This window comes from Rhizobium sp. RCC_161_2 (assembly GCF_041355235.1).
Classification (GTDB): domain Bacteria; phylum Pseudomonadota; class Alphaproteobacteria; order Rhizobiales; family Rhizobiaceae; genus Rhizobium.
In genome coordinates this window covers 14,107-30,505 of record NZ_JBFUPL010000004.1, presented here as the reverse complement: position 1 = coordinate 30,505, position 16,399 = coordinate 14,107, and the positions used below count along the sequence as shown (strand labels likewise).

General features: G+C 60.7%; 18 protein-coding genes. 10 read left to right on the top strand and 8 right to left on the bottom strand.

Annotated elements, in window-relative coordinates; genetic code table 11:
* Both AB6803_RS11690 and AB6803_RS11685 read left to right on the top strand, forming a co-directional pair.
* Nucleotides 1–291, top strand: coding sequence for a type II toxin-antitoxin system RelE/ParE family toxin (locus AB6803_RS11690; RefSeq protein WP_371109042.1), 291 nt, complete (start codon nt 1–3; stop codon nt 289–291).
* A 2-nt stretch (nt 292–293) separates the two neighbouring features.
* On the top strand, nt 294–578 hold the full coding sequence (locus AB6803_RS11685) for an addiction module antidote protein (RefSeq protein WP_371109041.1): 285 nt from the start codon (nt 294–296) through the stop codon (nt 576–578).
* A gap of 8 nt (nt 579–586) precedes the next feature.
* On the opposite strand, the gene AB6803_RS11680 is transcribed toward AB6803_RS11685, so the two are convergent.
* Nucleotides 587–1,213 carry a helix-turn-helix transcriptional regulator gene (locus tag AB6803_RS11680; protein ID WP_371109040.1) on the bottom strand — a complete coding sequence of 209 codons (627 nt, stop codon included), beginning with the start codon at nt 1,211–1,213 and terminating at the stop codon, nt 587–589.
* A gap of 102 nt (nt 1,214–1,315) precedes the next feature.
* Here AB6803_RS11680 and AB6803_RS11675 point away from each other — a divergent pair, with 102 nt between their 5' ends.
* Nucleotides 1,316–2,740 carry an MFS transporter gene (locus AB6803_RS11675; protein WP_371109039.1) on the top strand — a complete coding sequence of 475 codons (1,425 nt, stop codon included), beginning with the start codon at nt 1,316–1,318 and terminating at the stop codon, nt 2,738–2,740.
* Here AB6803_RS11675 and AB6803_RS11670 read toward each other — a convergent pair.
* From AB6803_RS11670 to AB6803_RS11655, 4 genes are all read right to left on the bottom strand, one after another.
* A complete protein-coding gene (locus tag AB6803_RS11670; protein WP_371109038.1) occupies nt 2,721–3,719 on the bottom strand; it encodes an NAD(P)H-quinone oxidoreductase in 999 nt (332 codons plus the stop codon). The two genes, AB6803_RS11675 and AB6803_RS11670, sit on opposite strands and share 20 nt — an antisense overlap.
* An 81-nt stretch (nt 3,720–3,800) precedes the next feature.
* The gene (locus tag AB6803_RS11665) at nt 3,801–5,606 is read right to left on the bottom strand and encodes a GGDEF domain-containing protein (protein WP_371109037.1); all 1,806 of its coding nucleotides are present in this window, start codon (nt 5,604–5,606) and stop codon (nt 3,801–3,803) included.
* A 210-nt stretch (nt 5,607–5,816) separates the two neighbouring features.
* Complete coding sequence (locus AB6803_RS11660) at nt 5,817–6,068, bottom strand: type II toxin-antitoxin system ParD family antitoxin (protein ID WP_371109036.1); 252 nt, start codon at nt 6,066–6,068, stop codon at nt 5,817–5,819.
* 228 nt (nt 6,069–6,296) lie between these two features.
* Complete coding sequence (locus tag AB6803_RS11655) at nt 6,297–6,845, bottom strand: HdeD family acid-resistance protein (protein WP_371109035.1); 549 nt, start codon at nt 6,843–6,845, stop codon at nt 6,297–6,299.
* A gap of 149 nt (nt 6,846–6,994) precedes the next feature.
* Between AB6803_RS11655 and betI the strand changes: the two genes are divergently transcribed.
* From betI to betA, 4 genes are all read left to right on the top strand, one after another.
* A complete protein-coding gene (betI, locus tag AB6803_RS11650) occupies nt 6,995–7,585 on the top strand; it encodes a transcriptional regulator BetI (RefSeq protein ID WP_371109034.1) in 591 nt (196 codons plus the stop codon).
* Nucleotide 7,586: 1 nt separating this feature from the next.
* Nucleotides 7,587–8,228 (top strand): glutathione S-transferase family protein, encoded by a 642-nt coding sequence (locus AB6803_RS11645; RefSeq protein WP_371109033.1) that lies wholly within the window; start codon nt 7,587–7,589, stop codon nt 8,226–8,228.
* Nucleotides 8,228–9,691 carry a betaine-aldehyde dehydrogenase gene (betB, locus tag AB6803_RS11640; RefSeq protein WP_371109514.1) on the top strand — a complete coding sequence of 488 codons (1,464 nt, stop codon included), beginning with the start codon at nt 8,228–8,230 and terminating at the stop codon, nt 9,689–9,691. The genes AB6803_RS11645 and betB overlap by 1 nt, the downstream gene beginning before the upstream one ends.
* 161 nt (nt 9,692–9,852) lie before the next feature.
* A complete protein-coding gene (betA, locus tag AB6803_RS11635) occupies nt 9,853–11,505 on the top strand; it encodes a choline dehydrogenase (RefSeq protein WP_371109032.1) in 1,653 nt (550 codons plus the stop codon).
* A gap of 12 nt (nt 11,506–11,517) precedes the next feature.
* On the opposite strand, the gene AB6803_RS11630 is transcribed toward betA, so the two are convergent.
* Both AB6803_RS11630 and AB6803_RS11625 read right to left on the bottom strand, forming a co-directional pair.
* Nucleotides 11,518–11,817 carry a type II toxin-antitoxin system RelE/ParE family toxin gene (locus AB6803_RS11630; protein ID WP_371109031.1) on the bottom strand — a complete coding sequence of 100 codons (300 nt, stop codon included), beginning with the start codon at nt 11,815–11,817 and terminating at the stop codon, nt 11,518–11,520.
* Nucleotides 11,814–12,086, bottom strand: a complete 273-nt coding sequence (locus tag AB6803_RS11625) for a YlcI/YnfO family protein (RefSeq protein ID WP_371109030.1) — start codon at nt 12,084–12,086, stop codon at nt 11,814–11,816. The genes AB6803_RS11630 and AB6803_RS11625 overlap by 4 nt, the downstream gene beginning before the upstream one ends.
* 192 nt (nt 12,087–12,278) lie before the next feature.
* Here AB6803_RS11625 and AB6803_RS11620 point away from each other — a divergent pair, with 192 nt between their 5' ends.
* Complete coding sequence (locus AB6803_RS11620; protein ID WP_371109029.1) at nt 12,279–13,640, top strand: chloride channel protein; 1,362 nt, start codon at nt 12,279–12,281, stop codon at nt 13,638–13,640.
* A 3-nt stretch (nt 13,641–13,643) separates the two neighbouring features.
* Here AB6803_RS11620 and AB6803_RS11615 read toward each other — a convergent pair whose 3' ends face one another.
* The gene (locus tag AB6803_RS11615; protein ID WP_371109513.1) at nt 13,644–14,090 is read right to left on the bottom strand and encodes an Rrf2 family transcriptional regulator; all 447 of its coding nucleotides are present in this window, start codon (nt 14,088–14,090) and stop codon (nt 13,644–13,646) included.
* Nucleotides 14,091–14,576: 486 nt separating this feature from the next.
* Here AB6803_RS11615 and AB6803_RS11610 point away from each other — a divergent pair, with 486 nt between their 5' ends.
* Nucleotides 14,577–15,314: a phosphoadenylyl-sulfate reductase gene (locus AB6803_RS11610; RefSeq protein ID WP_371109028.1), complete on the top strand. Its 738-nt coding sequence runs from the start codon at nt 14,577–14,579 to the stop codon at nt 15,312–15,314.
* Between the two features lie 130 nt (nt 15,315–15,444).
* Nucleotides 15,445–16,398 carry a sulfate adenylyltransferase subunit CysD gene (gene cysD / locus AB6803_RS11605; protein ID WP_371109027.1) on the top strand — a complete coding sequence of 318 codons (954 nt, stop codon included), beginning with the start codon at nt 15,445–15,447 and terminating at the stop codon, nt 16,396–16,398.
* Nucleotide 16,399 lies beyond the last annotated feature (1 nt).

The window sequence follows — 16,399 nt, the reverse complement described above, 5'->3', positions numbered from 1 at the left end:
ATGGTCGAAATTCGCCAGACCGCCGAATTTGCCGATTGGCTTGGTAAACTCAAGGATATCAATGCGGTTGCCCGCATTCAGGTGAGAATTCGTCGCCTGTCGCTCGGGAATCCCGGCGATGTGAAGCCCGTTGGCGAGGGCATCAGCGAACTCCGCATCGATTACGGCCCAGGATACCGGCTCTATTATCATAAACGTGGCCAGACTCTCGTCCTGCTCTTGTGCGGCGGTAACAAATCAACGCAAAGCGCAGATATTGCAAAAGCCAAAGCACTCGCGAAGGAGGCTTGATCATGGCACTTGAAACCAAACCCTGGGATCCGACGGAACATCTAAGCAGTGCGGAGGCCATAGCGGCCTACGTCGAAGCTGCATTCGAGGACGGTGATCCCGCGCTGATTGCCGCCGTTATCGGCGACGTCGCCCGTGCCCGTGGCATGACACAGCTCGCGAAGGAAGCCGGCGTCAGTCGTGAGACCATCTACAAGGCATTCAGCGAAGGCGGCAATCCGACATTGGAAACATTGTCGGGCGTCATTCGAGCCCTCGGCTTGAAATTGACCGTGCGGGCTGCTTAACCCCTCGTTCAAACTGCCGCCCTTATCCTATAGGCACAACGCCGCGCCCCGAGCAGAATATGCTCCTCGCGCTCCACGCTTGCCGCCAGAGCCTCACGAAACGTCTCGAGTTCCGATCGGCAAAAGCCGGCGCAGACGCTTGCTGCGGCGCAGATGGGGCAGTGATTTTCCACCAGGATGACGGAGCCATCCTCCTCCAGCCAATGATCGGCCATGTAGCCTTCGCGCGTGCGAATGGCCGCAAGTGTGGAAACGCGTGAGGGAAGATCGGAGGCGATGTCGATTTCGCTACGGTAACGCTTCAGCGTCTCCATTTCCCGGGCTGAAATGACCGCGTCGACCGCCCCCTGCCCGAGTTGGTCGGCCATCGTCGCCAGAAGCGTTGCGGTGAGGTCAGCATGGCCATCGGGAAACTGGCGGTTGCCGGCTGCCGTCAGATGCCAGAGCTGTCGTGGTCGCCCCCTGCCCGAGGACGCCTCCGTCACCGGCTCGACTAGGCCCTCTTCCGCCATCTTCGTCAACTGCTGGCGCACCGCTTCCGACGATATGCCGAGCGCGCTGCCGAGGGCCGCTGCAAGCTGCGGACCATCGGTTTTCAACAGGATCAGGATTCGGTTGATGGGCGATTGACGCATTTTTCCAAGTTATCTCTTGTTTTAATTTCGCAGCAATGTAATTTTCCAATCTATAACTTGGAAAATAATTATTCGCCAGGGAAAACACCGAGGAATCACCCGATGTCTAGCATCGACCACGCAGATACGTCCCGCTCCGACTCCATTTTCACCCTCTTCTCGCCCCGACTCCTGCCCGCGACGCTGATGCTCGGCGGCGGCGTCACGCTTTATGCCGTCGAATCCTACATCACCGCGACGCTCGCGCCATCCATCGTTCGTGACATCGGCGGCCTGGAGCTGTTTTCCTGGATGACGACGCTTTTCGTCGCGGCCGGCGTACTCGGCTCGATCACGGTTGCGACGCGACCGAGAGGCATGGGCCTGCGCGCGGTCTATGTTGCGGCGGCGCTGATATTCGGCGCCGGAAATCTGATCTGTGCCATCGCGCCCACGATGCATGTCGTGCTGGCCGGACGCGCCGTACAAGGTTACGGCGTCGGCATGCTGGCGGGCCTTGCCTATGCCTTCATTCGCTTCGTTTATCCCGAGCCGATGTGGCGCAAGGCCTCCACGCTTTATGCGGCAATATGGGGCGTCGCGACGGTGCTTGGGCCGACGCTCGGCGGCATGTTCTCCGCCGGCCACGCCTGGCGCGAGGCCTTCATCATTCTCGTGCCCGTGGCCGGTCTCATGGCCCTGTCGGCACGGTGGCTGCTGCCGAAGGTCAAGGACGACCGCGCAGAGGGAAAAACGCCGCTGGTCCAGATCGCACTTCTGCTCACGGCGGTGCTGCTGACGAGTTTTGCGAGCACAAGCGATCATCAATCCTACAAGATCCTGCTGATCGGCCTATCCGTCGCTTTCATCGCGGCAATGTTGATCTTCGAGCGCAAGGGGCAGACCCGGCTGCTGCCAAAGGGCGCCGTCACCCTCGCCAAGCCGATCTCCCGCCTTTATCTGATGATGTTCACCATGATGCTGGTGCTGACGAGCGATATCTATATCCCTTATTTCCTGCAAAACCTGCACGGCGTCGCACCGCTCGCCTCCGGCTATCTCGTCGCGCTGGTGGCGCTCGGCTGGACCGTGGCCGCCTTCTTCAGTGCCTCGTTTTCGGGACGGCAGGCCGCCATAGCGATCATCATCGGCTGCGTACTTGAAACCGTCTCCACCGCGTCGCTGATCCCCTTCTTAGCGAGAGACAATCCGGCCGGCCATCTCATCTGGCTCGCGCCCGCCGTCGTCTCCATGTTCCTGATGGGCTTCGGCGTCGGCCTCGGCTGGGGACATCTGATCGCCAGGATCATCAGCCTTGCCGACCAAACAGAGCAGGACAAGGCTTCGGCGGCCATCTCGATGGTGCAGTCGCTTGGCGGCGCCTTCGGCGCAGCACTCGCCGGCGTCATCGTCAACAGTGCCGGACTTGCCCATCCCGGCGGCATTGCCGGCAGCCTGTCGGCGGCGACATGGCTCTATGCGCTGATGGCCCTGCCCGGCCTCGTCGCCATCGCCATGTCGCTTACCCTCAGGCCAGCTTCAGCATGATCTTGCCAATGTGATTGCTGGTCTCCATCAGCCCATGTGCGTCGATGACGTCATCAAAGGCGAAGGTCTTGTAGATGACGGGGGCAATCCTGCCCTCGTCGAGCAGCGGCCAGACCTGCGAGAGGAGATCGTCGCGGATGGCGCGTTTCTCTTCCGCCGTGCGCGGGCGCATGGTCGAGCCCGTCACTGTCAGGCGCTTGACCATGATCGGCTGCAGATTGACCTTGTCGGCCACAGCACCACCGAGGAAGGCGATGATCGACAGGCAACCGTCCTTGGCGAGCGAGGCCAGGTTCTTTTCGAAGTAGGCAGCACCGATCATGTCGAGGATGATATCGACACCGTGACCGGTTTCCGCCTTGATGACCTCGGCGAAGTCTTCGTCCTTGTAGTTGATCGCCCGCTTCGCCCCGAGCTTCTCGCAAGCCTCGCATTTCTCCTTCGAGCCAGCGGTGGCGTAGACCGTGGCGCCGAAAGCGTGGGCAAGCTGGATCGCCGTCGTGCCGATGCCGCTGGAGCCACCATGGATCAAGACGCTCTCGCCTTCGGTGAGGCCGGCCATCTGGAAAAGGTTGGCCCAGACGGTAAAGAACGTCTCCGGCAGCGCCGCCGCGCGAACGGCGTCATAGCCGTTCGGAAACCGTAAGGCCTGGCTGGCCGGGATGGCGCAATATTCCGCATAGGCACCGCCATTGGCGAGACCGCAGACCTTGTTGCCGATGGCAAATTCCGTGACGCCGCGCGCGACATCGACGATCTCGCCGGCAACTTCCAGTCCGAGTATGGGGCTGGCATCCTTCGGCGGCGGATAAATACCCTGCCGCTGCGCCACATCCGGTCGATTGACGCCGGTCGCCTCGACCCGAACGAGGATCTCGCCGTCTTTCAACACCGGCAGGGGCTTGCGGGCGAGGGTCATGACCTCGGGCGCACCGAAGGACGGTAATTCCACAAAACGCATTTCAGATGGCAAGCGCATGGCTCGACTCTCCTCATCCCAGCAAAGCAATGGAGATAGTTTAGCGCATGCCGCTTGAAAAGAAGCTGGCATGGGAGGGCGTCAATTCGTCTCGCCCAGGCTCAGGAACGAAACGCCGATTTCGCTCTCCTTCGCCCTTGCCTTAATGCCGGCGATCGAGGTACTGACGCGGTTGATATCGTCGATGACCAGTCCCTCTGACAGCTCGAGAATGCCGATGGAGCAGCGCATCAGCGGGAACATGGCCTCGGCGCCACTGCGGTCATGACCACGGATACGGCCGGCGGCCCGATCCTCCGCCGAATAGAGCTCCAACACATCGGCGTGGAAATCCGCAAGCAGCCTGTCCAGGATCTCGCGCAGTTCCTCGACAGTCCAGCCGGAGACGCCGATGAAGAAATCATCGCCACCGACATGACCGAGGAAATGACGCTCGGCGAAGAAGTAGCGACGCATCAGGGCGGCGAATAGCGAAATGGCGTGATCACCGAGATGAAAGCCATAGGCATCGTTGAACGGCTTGAAATTGTCGAAGTCGCAGTAGCAGAAATGCCTGACCTCATCGCCATCGCGACCGATACTCTGCATGAAATCATGAATGGCGCGATTGCCCGGCAGGCCGGTCAGCGGGTTCTGATCCTGGGCGACCTTGAGCTGCTTCTCGTTGATGACCTTGATCAGCGATGCGGCCGAAACGATACCGGCATAGTGCGTGCCCTCAGTGACGATCAGGCAATCGCTGCTCTCCATATTGGCGAAGATCGCCATCAACGTGTCGGCGTCGGAATCCAGGCCGACGATCGGCGCCATTTCGACGAAATGGGAGATCGAGCGTTCATAGACCTTGTTTTTCAACAGATCGCGGCCGAAGGGCTGATAGATGTATTCCTTCAGCCGATACTCGTGGATGATGCCGCGCGGCTCGCCATTGGCGTTGACGACGGGGAAATAGGCGCGACGCGGATTGCGGCGGAAGAGTTCGAAAACGCTGTCGATGCTGTCGTTCTCGCGAATGGTCGGCAGCACCTCGATCTGCTTGCGGATGAGAATTTCGTCCAGCGACTGGCTGTTGCGCGCCATCTTGCCGAGATCCTGCAGATGCGGAAAGGCGGGCTTCAACTCGTTGACCAGCATGGTCGGGCGGGCGATGAACCAGCCCTGGACGAGATCGACGCCGAATTCGCGGCAGGTCAGAAACTCCGCCTCGGTCTCGATCCCCTCCGCAATGACGCGCGTGCCGAGCACATGGGCGATATTGACGATGTTTCTCAAGATATGACGTTTGCGGGCGTTGCGATCGACATTGGCGACGAAATGCCGGTCTATCTTGAGATAATCGACGGGATAGTCGGCTAGAAGCTTCATCTCGCCATGGCCGACGCCGAAATCGTCGATCGCCAGCTTGAAACCAGCGTCGCGCATCTTCGCGACCAGATCGGAAAACTCCGGAACGCTGGTATTATCGAAGCGTTCGGAGAGCTCGAAGCACACGGAGGACGGCGCGATGCCGGCCTTCTTCATGTGCTGAAGCAAGCCGTCGACAAGCAGGTCGCCCTGCGGGATCAGGCGGACATCGAGATTGAGGAAAAGGGTCGCGGTGCCAGCATTGGGGAGCGTCGCAAATTTCGCCAAGGCCCGGCTCGTCACCATCTGCTCCAGCCCCAGGAGCTGGCCGGTGCGCTCGGCCTCATCAAGAATCTCGATCGGGCTGTCGAAACCGATCCGCTCCTGCCCGCGCATCAGGGCTTCATAGCCGAAGACCGCACCCGTAGCGGCTTCGACGATCGGCTGGAAGGCATTTTCGATCACGAGTTTGGCGAGCGTGACAATCTGGTCGCTGGCATACCGGCGCAATGCGCCAGGCTCGACGGCGGCAGTCAGGGACATGCCAATCTCCACTAAAGAATTTTTGATCTAAGTTTTTGAGTAAACTTCGGATTTAGTGCATTTTCGGCCCAAGATGGGCCACAAGCGTCAACGAAACCTTTCCCCTATGTGAAAGTTTCGTGAATGGTAAAAGAACGTTAACCATAATGCAGCCGCCTCGATCAGAGGATCGGTGACCCTTGGCTTCGCAAGGTAAGAAGTCCTTGACACTCAGTTATGTCGGTGTGTTTCCGCCTCGTAATCGGCGAACATGTCCGAAACGCACCGGCTGCTCTTTACCGCACCATCCGGATCATTGACCGCATGAGGCACATCGCAGATCTCGCCACGCTTGCGTGCGGCATCCCACATGCGCAAAGCCTCGCGCACGACTTCGCTGCTCGATGCATAAGTACCCGTGTCGACGGCCGCTCGGATGCCGGCGGCCTGAAGCGGAGAGATGGAAACCGTTACCATCGGCATGATATTCCTCCCTTGTAATTCTTGCAGAATTCTTCGCTGGAGACCTGCTCCATATGTCTAGCCGGAGCATTCAGGGCGCGTCTCCATGAACACGCATGCTCTCGACTATGGCACAGAGTACTCAGTCGTTCGGTGCCGCTGCATTCCGCATGACAGCCCTCAGAGAGTAACCCCGCTCACGCCTCTTGTCAAAAAGTCGCACTTCGTTACCGCCGGTTGTATGCGCCTTTATCGCCTGAGCGCAAAGCCGAAAGCCATCAGCGTCCAGCCCTGAAACGTCAGGTCGACCGCGAGAAACAGGCCGAGAACCCAGAGGCTGTTGACCGGCCAGCCGAGCGCGATCGCGATGCCGGCAAGCGCGGTAACCACGCCGCCAATGACGATCCAGACCCAGCCCCGCTCCGGCTTCAGCTTGCGGCCGACCCAGACGCGAAATGTACCGGCGATCAGCAGTGCGATGGCCAGAAAGAGTGTCAGCGCTTCCGAGGCGAGCAAGGGATTGGCGAAGGCAAGAATGCCGGCGAGCGTATAGAGCAGGCCGCTCAGTATCCAAAACAGGATATGCTCCCATCCCCGCACCTGAAAGGCATGCGCCAGATGGATGATCCCACCGATCAGCATTAGCATGCCGACATAATAGACCGACGCGACGGTGGCGACGAAAAGATTGCCGAAGGCGATCGCACCGCAAACGAGCAGAACCACACCGAGCGCGACGAACCACCCCCATTTTTCACGCATTGCAGACGGGGGAACCTCATCCAGAACATTGACCATGACTGTACCTCCTCCTGTCTAAGAGTATGGCACAGAAATGAGGCTCGGAAAGGGCTGCAGATTTTCAGCCTATATCCGGCCGCCAAGTGATTTTTTTATTGATTGATCAGTCAATCAAAAATACACTCCCGCAACCTCAGGGGAATTTGATGCCGAAAGTCGGAATGGAACCGGTGCGCCGCAAGGCGCTTGTGGATGCGGCGATGCGCGTGATTGGCGATCACGGCTCGCTGACCGTTACCATGTCCGAAATCGCCAAGCAGGCAGGCGTTTCTCCCGCGCTTGCCCATCACTACTTCGGCAGCAAGGAACAGTTGCTGATAGAGACCGTCCGTCATCACCTACAGCGGCTGCGCGACAGCACGGTGACGGCGATGAGGGCCGCAAAGACGCCGCGGGAAAAATTATCTGCCGTCATCCATGTCAGCTTCCACGCCGATCAATTCGCGCCGGAGACGATTGCAGCCTGGCTCGCCTTCTATGCCGAGGCGCAAAGGTCCGAAGAGACCCGCCGCTTCCTCGTCATCTATGCGCGGCGGCTGCGCTCGAACCTGCTCGCAAATCTGAAGGCTCTGTGCCCGCCCGACGATGCCGAGCGCATTGCCGAGGGTGCCGCAGCGATGATCGACGGGCTCTATATTCGCCAGAGCCTGCGGTCGGCGCCGATCAGCATCGAAGGGTCGATCGCGCTCACCGAAGACTATCTGACCATGCATCTGAACGCGCTGGGAGGCCGATAGAATGCTGACCGTATGGGGCCGGAAATCGTCATCCAACGTACAGGCACTGATGTGGTGCATCGGCGAGCTTGGCCTTGACTACAAGCGCATCGATGCCGGCTTCACCTACGGGGTCGTCGACACGCCGGAATTCCTCGCGATGAACCCGAACGGCACCGTACCGGTTTTGCGCGACGGTGACAGCGAGCCGCTGTGGGAAACGGGCGCAATTCTCCGCTATCTCGCCGAACAGTATGCGGCTGAGGACTTCTGGCCGAAGGAGCCCGGACGCCGCGTCAAGATCGACAAGTGGGCGGAATGGGCGAAGCTCAATGTGGCGCTGAATTTCACCGCCCCGGTGTTCTGGCGTGTGGTGCGGACCGCGCGGGCCTTGCGTGATGACGCTGCCATCAGTGCCGCCCTTGCCCTTCTCGGCAAAAAGTTCGACATCGCCGAGACGCAACTTGAACAGCATCGTTTCCTTGCAGGTGAGAAGCTGACGCTGGCCGACATCCAGTTCGGCCATGTGCTTTATCGCTATTTCGACATCGACATCCCGCGTCCTCCCCGTCCCCGGCTGGAGCGCTACTACCGAAACCTGACCGAACGACCTGCATTCCAAGAGCATGTCATGGTGTCTTACGAAGAATTGAGGGTCCTATGATGCGTGCACAACCGAAAGCCTCCCATTTCATCGACGGCGAATATGTCGAGGATACCGACGGCACCGTCATTGAAAGCATCTATCCGGCAACCGGCGAAGTGATCGCCCGGCTGCATGCCGCAACCCCCGCCATTGTCGAGCAGGCAATTGCCGCTGCCAAGCGGGCGCAGCCGGAATGGGCGGCGATGAGCCCGACGGCGCGCGGCCGCATCCTGAAGCGCGCGGCCGATATCATGCGCGAGCGCAACCGCGAGCTTTCCGAACTCGAGACGCTCGACACCGGCAAGCCGATCCAGGAAACCATCGTCGCCGATCCGACCTCGGGTGCCGATAGCTTCGAATTCTTCGGCGGCATCGCGGCTGCCGGCCTCAACGGCTCCTACATCCCGCTCGGCGGCGATTTCGCCTATACCAAGCGCGTGCCGCTCGGCGTCTGCGTCGGCATCGGGGCGTGGAACTACCCGCAGCAGATCGCCTGCTGGAAGGGCGCGCCGGCTCTGGTCGCCGGCAACGCCATGGTGTTCAAGCCCTCCGAAAACACCCCGCTCGGCGCGCTGAAGATCGCCGAGATCCTGATCGAGGCTGGGCTGCCGAAGGGGCTCTACAATGTCATCCAGGGCGACCGCGAGACCGGACCGCTGCTGATCAACCATCCCGACGTCGCCAAGGTATCGCTGACCGGCTCTGTGCCGACAGGCCGCAAGGTCGCGGCGGCCGCCGCTGGAAGCCTCAAGCACGTCACCATGGAACTCGGCGGCAAGTCGCCGCTGATCGTCTTCGACGATGCCGATATCGACAGCGCCATCGGCGGCGCCATGCTCGGCAATTTCTATTCGACCGGCCAGGTCTGCTCGAACGGCACGCGCGTTTTCGTCAAGCGCAAGATCAAGGCTGAATTCCTGAAGCGGCTGAAGGCGCGCACCGAAGCGATGCTGATCGGCGACCCCATGGACGAGGCGACACAAGTCGGCCCGATGGTCTCCTGGGCGCAGCGCGAAAAGGTGCTCTCCTATATCGAGAAGGGCAAGGCCGAAGGCGCAACGCTGGTGGCCGGCGGCGGTATTCCCAACAATGTCTCCGGCGAAGGCTATTACGTGCAGCCGACCGTCTTTGCCGATGTCACCGACGAGATGACCATCGCCCGCGAGGAGATTTTCGGGCCGGTGATGTGCGTACTCGATTTCGATGACGAGGCGGAGGTGATTGCCCGCGCCAACGACACGGAATTCGGCCTGTCCGGCGGCGTCTTCACCGCCGATCTCACCCGCGCTCACCGCGTCGTGGACCAGCTCGAGGCCGGGACGCTGTGGATCAACGCCTACAATCTCGCGCCGGTCGAAATCCCCTTCGGCGGCTCCAAGCAATCCGGATTCGGCCGCGAGAATTCGCTGGCGGCGCTGGAGCACTATTCCGAGCTGAAGACGGTCTATGTCGGCATGGGACCGGTTCAGGCGCCTTATTGAAGTAACATCGGGCTCGCCCTCGCCCTTCGAGGCCGCCGATAGCGGCACCTCAGGGTGAGGTCGAGAGCGACCACAGCAAGCACAGATGATGATCCGCCTCATCCTGAGGTGTCCGCCAGAGGCGGGCCTCGAAGGATCGGGGCGGCCCCGTGGAGATAGACATGCAGCAAGCAGATTTCGTCATCATCGGCTCAGGTTCCGCCGGCTCCGCCATGGCTTCGCGGCTGTCGGAAGACGGCAAGCATACGGTCATCGTGCTGGAATTCGGCGGCAGCGATGTCGGGCCGTTCATCCAGATGCCGGCAGCGCTTGCCTGGCCGATGAGTATGGATCGCTATAATTGGGGCTATCTCTCCGAACCTGAGCCACAGCTCAACAATCGGCGGATCACCGCGCCGCGTGGCAAGGTGATCGGTGGCTCCTCCTCGATCAACGGCATGGTCTATGTCCGCGGCCATGCCGAGGACTTCAACCGCTGGGAAGAGCTCGGCGCCCAGGGCTGGGCCTATGCGGACGTGCTGCCCTACTTCAAGCGGCTGGAGCATTCGCATGGCGGCGAAGAGGGCTGGCGCGGAACCGACGGGCCGCTGCATGTCCGGCGCGGCGATGCCCGCAATCCGCTATTTCATGCCTTCATCGAAGCCGGCAAGCAGGCGGGTTTCGAGGCGACGGAAGACTATAATGGCGGCAAGCAGGAAGGTTTCGGCCTGATGGAGCAGACGACCTGGATGGGCCGGCGCTGGTCTGCCGCGACTGCCTATCTGAAGCCGGCGCTGAAGCGGCCGAATGTCGAGCTGATCCGCTGCTTCGCCCGCAAAGTCGTGATCGAAAACGGCCGTGCCACCGGCGTCGAGATCGAACGCGGCGGCAAGATAGAGATCGTCAAGGCAAACCGCGAGGTGATCGTCTCGGCATCCTCCTTCAACTCGCCGAAACTGCTGATGCTCTCCGGCATCGGTCCCGGGCAACATCTGCAAGAGATGGGCATCGAGGTGAAGGTGGATCGGCCGGGCGTCGGCGCCAATCTGCAGGACCATATGGAATTCTATTTCCAGCAGACCAGCCTGAAGCCGGTCTCGCTCTATTCCTGGCTGCCCTGGTACATGCAGGGCATTGTCGGGGCACAATGGATGTTCTTCAAATCCGGCCTCGGCACCTCAAACCAGTTCGAAGCCTGCGCCTTCCTGCGCTCGGCGCCGGGCGTCAAGCAGCCGGATATCCAGTACCATTTCCTGCCGGTCGCCATCAGTTATGACGGCAAGGCGGCGGCGAAGAGCCACGGCTTCCAGGCGCATGTCGGCTATAACCTGTCGAAGTCACGCGGCGCGGTGACCCTGCGCTCGTCCGACCCGAAGGCCGATCCGGTCATCCGCTTCAATTACATGAGCCACCCGGAAGACTGGGAAAAATTCCGCCACTGCGTGCGCCTCACCCGTGAAATCTTCGGGCAAAAGGCGTTCGACGAGTATCGCGGCCCGGAGATCCAGCCCGGCCCCGAGGTTCAGACCGACGACCAGATCGACGCCTTCCTGCGCGAACATCTGGAAAGCGCCTATCATCCCTGCGGCACCTGCAAGATGGGCTCGAAGGACGATCCGATGGCCGTGGTCGATCCCGACACCCGCGTCATCGGGGTCGAGGGCCTGCGCGTCGCCGACAGCTCGATCTTCCCCAGCCTTACCTATGGCAACCTCAACGGCCCCTCGATCATGACCGGCGAAAAAGCGGCTGACCATATCCTCGGCAAGCCAATGCTGGCGCGGTCCAATCAGGAGCCGTGGATCAATCCCCGCTGGGAAGTGAGCGATCGGTAGGGTTGGCGAACATCAGTGATAATCGTCTTCGCGCTGATGCCTGATCGCCAGTATCGTCACTGTGTCGCTGTCTTCGATTTCGAACAGAGCGACATAGCCGGCGGAACCGAAGGGGATGACCAACTCGCGGAGAAATGAATTGTCCGGAGACGCTTTGCGGCAGCTGAACGGAAAGTCCGCCAGCATCTTCATGGCATCTTCAATGACCGAAACGGCACGTCTGGCGGTATTCTCATCGCGCTCGAGCAGATAGGCATAAAGCCGCTTTATATCGTCACGAGCAGAGCTGGCGTAGCGAACTGCATATTTCAATTTTTCTTGCTCGCGATCTTTGCTGCGAGCATCTCCTTCAATTCGTTCACCACCTCGTCAGCGCTATAATAAACTCCCGTACGCTTGGCTTCCTCGCGCGCGACCATTCCCCGTGCTATGAATTCCGCATGCGCTCGCCTGTGGTCGATTTGAGCCCTTAGCGAGTTCTCTACAAAAGCCGAGAGTGTTTCACCCTCTTTCAACACGCTCTCGGCGGCGGCGCGCAGTTCCGGGTCGACTCTCAGCGACGGGATGGAAGCGGTTTTCATGAGCAACCTCCTGCATTGCAATTGCGATGCATTCTAGGAGGCCGTTAGAATGTGTCAAGGCTCAGATAAATCCAGGTCGTAAAGTGAAGCCCTGTAAGACAGTGTGAATATCCTGATCCGTCATTTTTAAGCAGACTGTTCAGAATTGAGTCCTAAGCGGACATATCGCTCAGCCCGCCGGTTTAAAATCCCATGCCCCCGATCTACCGCAAGTCCAAACTTCTCCGCCGTTCCCGCGTGATCTGGGGATCGTACAATCTCTGGCGGCCGCGGCTGGTGTTCTGGACGGGGGCTCTCGCGATCGGGGTCATCAGCGTCGGCTTTGCCAAGCTGGCAGATCTGGCGCAGCGCGCCTTTGTCGGGGTGACGAGCTCCGGAGAGTGGAGCTGGTTGTTGCCGCTTGTGCTCACACCGCTTGGCTTCGTGCTCTCCGCCTATCTCGCCACGACCTTGTTTCCCAACGCGCAAGGCAGCGGCATTCCGCAGGCGATTGCCGCGCGGCACCTGCATCATAACGAGGACCGCACCAAGCTTCTGTCGCTCCGGCTTGCCTTCGGTAAGATCGTGCTGACCATACTCGGCCTCTTCTGCGGCGCCTCGATCGGCCGCGAGGGACCGACGGTACAGGTGGGGGCGTCCTTCATGCTAGCGGTCGCGCGCTTCAGCGGCATGGCGCAGGCGAAGGGATTGATCCTTGCCGGCTCGGCTGCAGGCATTGCTGCGGCCTTCAACACACCGCTCGCCGGCATCGTCTTCGCCATCGAGGAAATGAGCCGCACCTATGAATCGCGCGCCAATGGCCTGGTGCTGACCGCAGTCATCCTCTCGGGCCTGGCGGCTCTCGGGCTCTCCGGCTCCTACAATTATTTCGGCACGGCCAGTGCTGCGCCGGTAGCACTTGTGGATTGGGCTCTCGTCCTGATCTGTGGCGTTGGTGGTGGCGCGCTTGGGGCCGCTTTCAGCGGCTTTGCGCTTTATGCCGGCATCCGCATCCGCCGCTGGGCGCAGCCGCAGCCTCTCAAGCGCATGCTGCTTCTCGCCGGCTGCTGCGGTCTTCTGGTCGCAGCCATCGGCGTCTCCTCCGGCGGCAACACCTTCGGCACCGGTTACGAACAGGCGCGTGGCGCGGTGGAAGGACATGCCCTGCCCCTGCTCTTCTTCCTGGAAAAGCTGCTCGCCAGCTTCCTTTCGATGATATCGGGTATTCCCGGCGGCATCTTCGCGCCGTCGCTCGCCGTCGGCGCCGGTTTCGGCAGCACGGTCGGCACGCTGATCGGCGGCAGTATCGCGCTCGCGGCGATCCTTGGCATGGCGGGCTATTTCGCCGGCGTCGTGCAGGCGCCGATGACCGCCTTCGTCATCATTCTGGAAATGACGGGCGACCATCAGGCCGTCATCCCGATCATGGCGGTATCGATGATCGGCTACGTCACCTCACGCCTGCTGTCACGCGAGCCGCTCTATCACGGCCTCTCGCGCATCTTCATCGCGGCGGCGATCCGGGCACGGCGGGCAATGGAGAAAGAGGCAGGCGAAGAACACGACGCCCATTGAGTCTTATGCCAAAAGACGGGTGACTTCCGCTTCGTCCGGCAGCGCCACCGCATCTGCAATGGTGGTCGAGAACAGAACCTTGCGGGTGGCGTCGGCCACCCTTGCGAAGACATGGCGGATTTCGCAGGTCTGCTCGCCGTCGCAATCCTCGCAGCGGCGATAGGCGGTGATGGAAAGACAGGGCAATGGCGCGATCGGACCGTCGATAATGCGCAGGATCTCGCCGAAGGTGATTTCCTCGGCCGGCTTGCGCAGAAGATAGCCCCCCTGTTTGCCGCGGCGGCTGATGACGATGCCCTGATGCTTCAGGTCGAGCAGGATCTGTTCCAGGAATTTCTTCGGGATTTTTTGTTGGGCAGCGATGTCGGAAATCATCATTGGATCGCCCGCTTCGGCCTGAGCCAGAGCAGATAACGCCCGCAACGCGTATTTTGCTTTTTGAGTGATCATTTCGAACCGCTTACACACACATACGATGCGCTCACCCGATACACCGGCCACATCGTTTCGCAACTCTTAGACCCTTGGCCGACCGCATCCCGCTTCAAACACCCGAAACGCGGACAGACTGAAGCATCGGCAACCCAGCCTTGTTTTCAAGTCTCCTCACTATGCCCATAGTTTAGCGCAGATTTTGTTGCTCCGCATCTTTTTGGCCATCACTTCCGATTTCCGTTTGACAAGCCGCGTGTAACTCTACTATTTCTATAGACATTAAAGCAAGCGCTTAGATATGACTAGTCTTATCGGCGCCTCTCTGCCGGCCCGCTTCAGAGGGCAAAACGCCTTGGTTAACAGCCGAGGCGGTCGCTTTTTCGCATGGGAGCGGCTTCGTGGAGATATTTGCTCCCTATCCCCTTGCTTTCGAAATCCGTTTTTCTGTCCGCCGTCCTCACGAACTGCGATACTCGCGGCAATATCAGGACAGGATTCCCCATGACTGCCATCAATCTCATCGAAGAAGCCGGGACACTGAACAGCCGGTTGGCGGCGCTTGACCTTGCCGGCCGCCTGTCTCTGGTCGCCGGCCTTGGCGGCCGCGCCGTGTTTACGACCTCCCTCGGGATCGAAGACCAGGTCATCACCGCCGAGATCGGCAATCACCGCCTGCCGATCGATGTCGTGACGCTGCAGACCGGCCGCCTCTTCCCCGAGACCCTGGCGCTGATCGACGAGACGGAAAGCCAATACGACATCCATATCAGCCGTTACGAGCCGGAGCAGGCCGACATCGACGCCTACGCGGCGAAGTATGGCCTCAACGGCTTCTACGAGAGCGTCGAAGCTCGGCATGCCTGTTGTGGCGTGCGCAAGCTAAAGCCACTTGCGCGCGCTCTCTCCGGCGCGACGATCTGGGTCACCGGCCTGCGCCGCGGCCAATCGAACAATCGCGCCGATACGCCGTTTGCCGAGTACGATCCCGAGCGCAATCTCATCAAGGTCAATCCGCTGGCCGACTGGGATATCGACGTGATCCGCGCCTATGTCGCCGACAATAGCGTGCCGGTGAACCCCCTGCATCAACGCGGTTATCCCTCGATCGGCTGCGAGCCCTGCACCCGCGCCATCAAGCCGGGCGAGCCCGAGCGGGCCGGCCGCTGGTGGTGGGAAAACGACGAGACGCGTGAATGCGGCCTGCATGTTGCGGAGGAAGCCGTCGTCGCCGCGCAATGACATACCCCGCCGGTTCCCGGCATCGGTTCAAGGCGCGGTCCCGCCGCCGCCAAACCTACGGGGACCCAAAGCACCCTATTCTTTTCGACCAGCCCCCGGTCGGAGCAAATGATTAAGTCTGGAGTTGAAAATGCCCGATAGCCGTCCGGATACGGAACTCTCCAATCCGCAAAGCACCAAGCCGCCGCTCGACCCGCATCTGAAGGCGCTGGAAAACGAATCCATCCATATTTTCCGCGAAGTTGCGGCCGAATTCGAGCGTCCGGTGATGCTCTATTCGATCGGCAAGGATTCCTCCGTGCTGCTGCATCTGGCGCGCAAGGCCTTCTATCCCGGCCGCGTGCCCTTCCCGCTCCTGCATGTGAACACCGGCTGGAAATTCGCCGAGATGATCACCTTCCGCGACGAGATAGTAAAGAAATACGATCTCGACCTGATCGAGCACATCAACCCGCGCGGCAAGGCGGAGAACATTACCCCGTTCACCCATGGCTCGGCGCTCTATACCGACATCATGAAGACGGAAGGGTTGCGCCAGGCGCTCGACGCCGGCCAGTTCGATGCCGCTTTCGGCGGCGCACGCCGCGACGAAGAGGCCTCGCGCGCCAAGGAACGCATCTACTCCTTCCGCACGCCGGACCATCGCTGGGATCCGCGCAACCAGCGCCCGGAGCTCTGGAATGTCTATAACGGCCAGATCCGGAAGGGCGAGAGCGTGCGCGTCTTCCCGCTGTCGAACTGGACCGAAGTCGATATCTGGCGCTACATCCAGGCCGAAAACATTCCGATCGTGCCGCTCTATTTCGCCGAGAAGCGCCCGGTCGTCGAGCGCGACGGCATGATGATCCTAGCCGCCGATCCACGGCTGGAGCTGCTTCCTGGCGAGGTCAAGCGCGAGGAGCTTATCCGTTTCCGCACGCTCGGCTGCTTCCCGCTGACGGGCGCGATCCGCTCCACCGCCACCACCCTTGAAGACGTTATCGCAGAGCTGGAAATCGCCACGGTTTCCGAACGACAGGGCCGCGCCATCGACCGCGACCAATCCGGCTCCATGGAAAAAAAGAAGCGCGAAGGATATTTCTGAG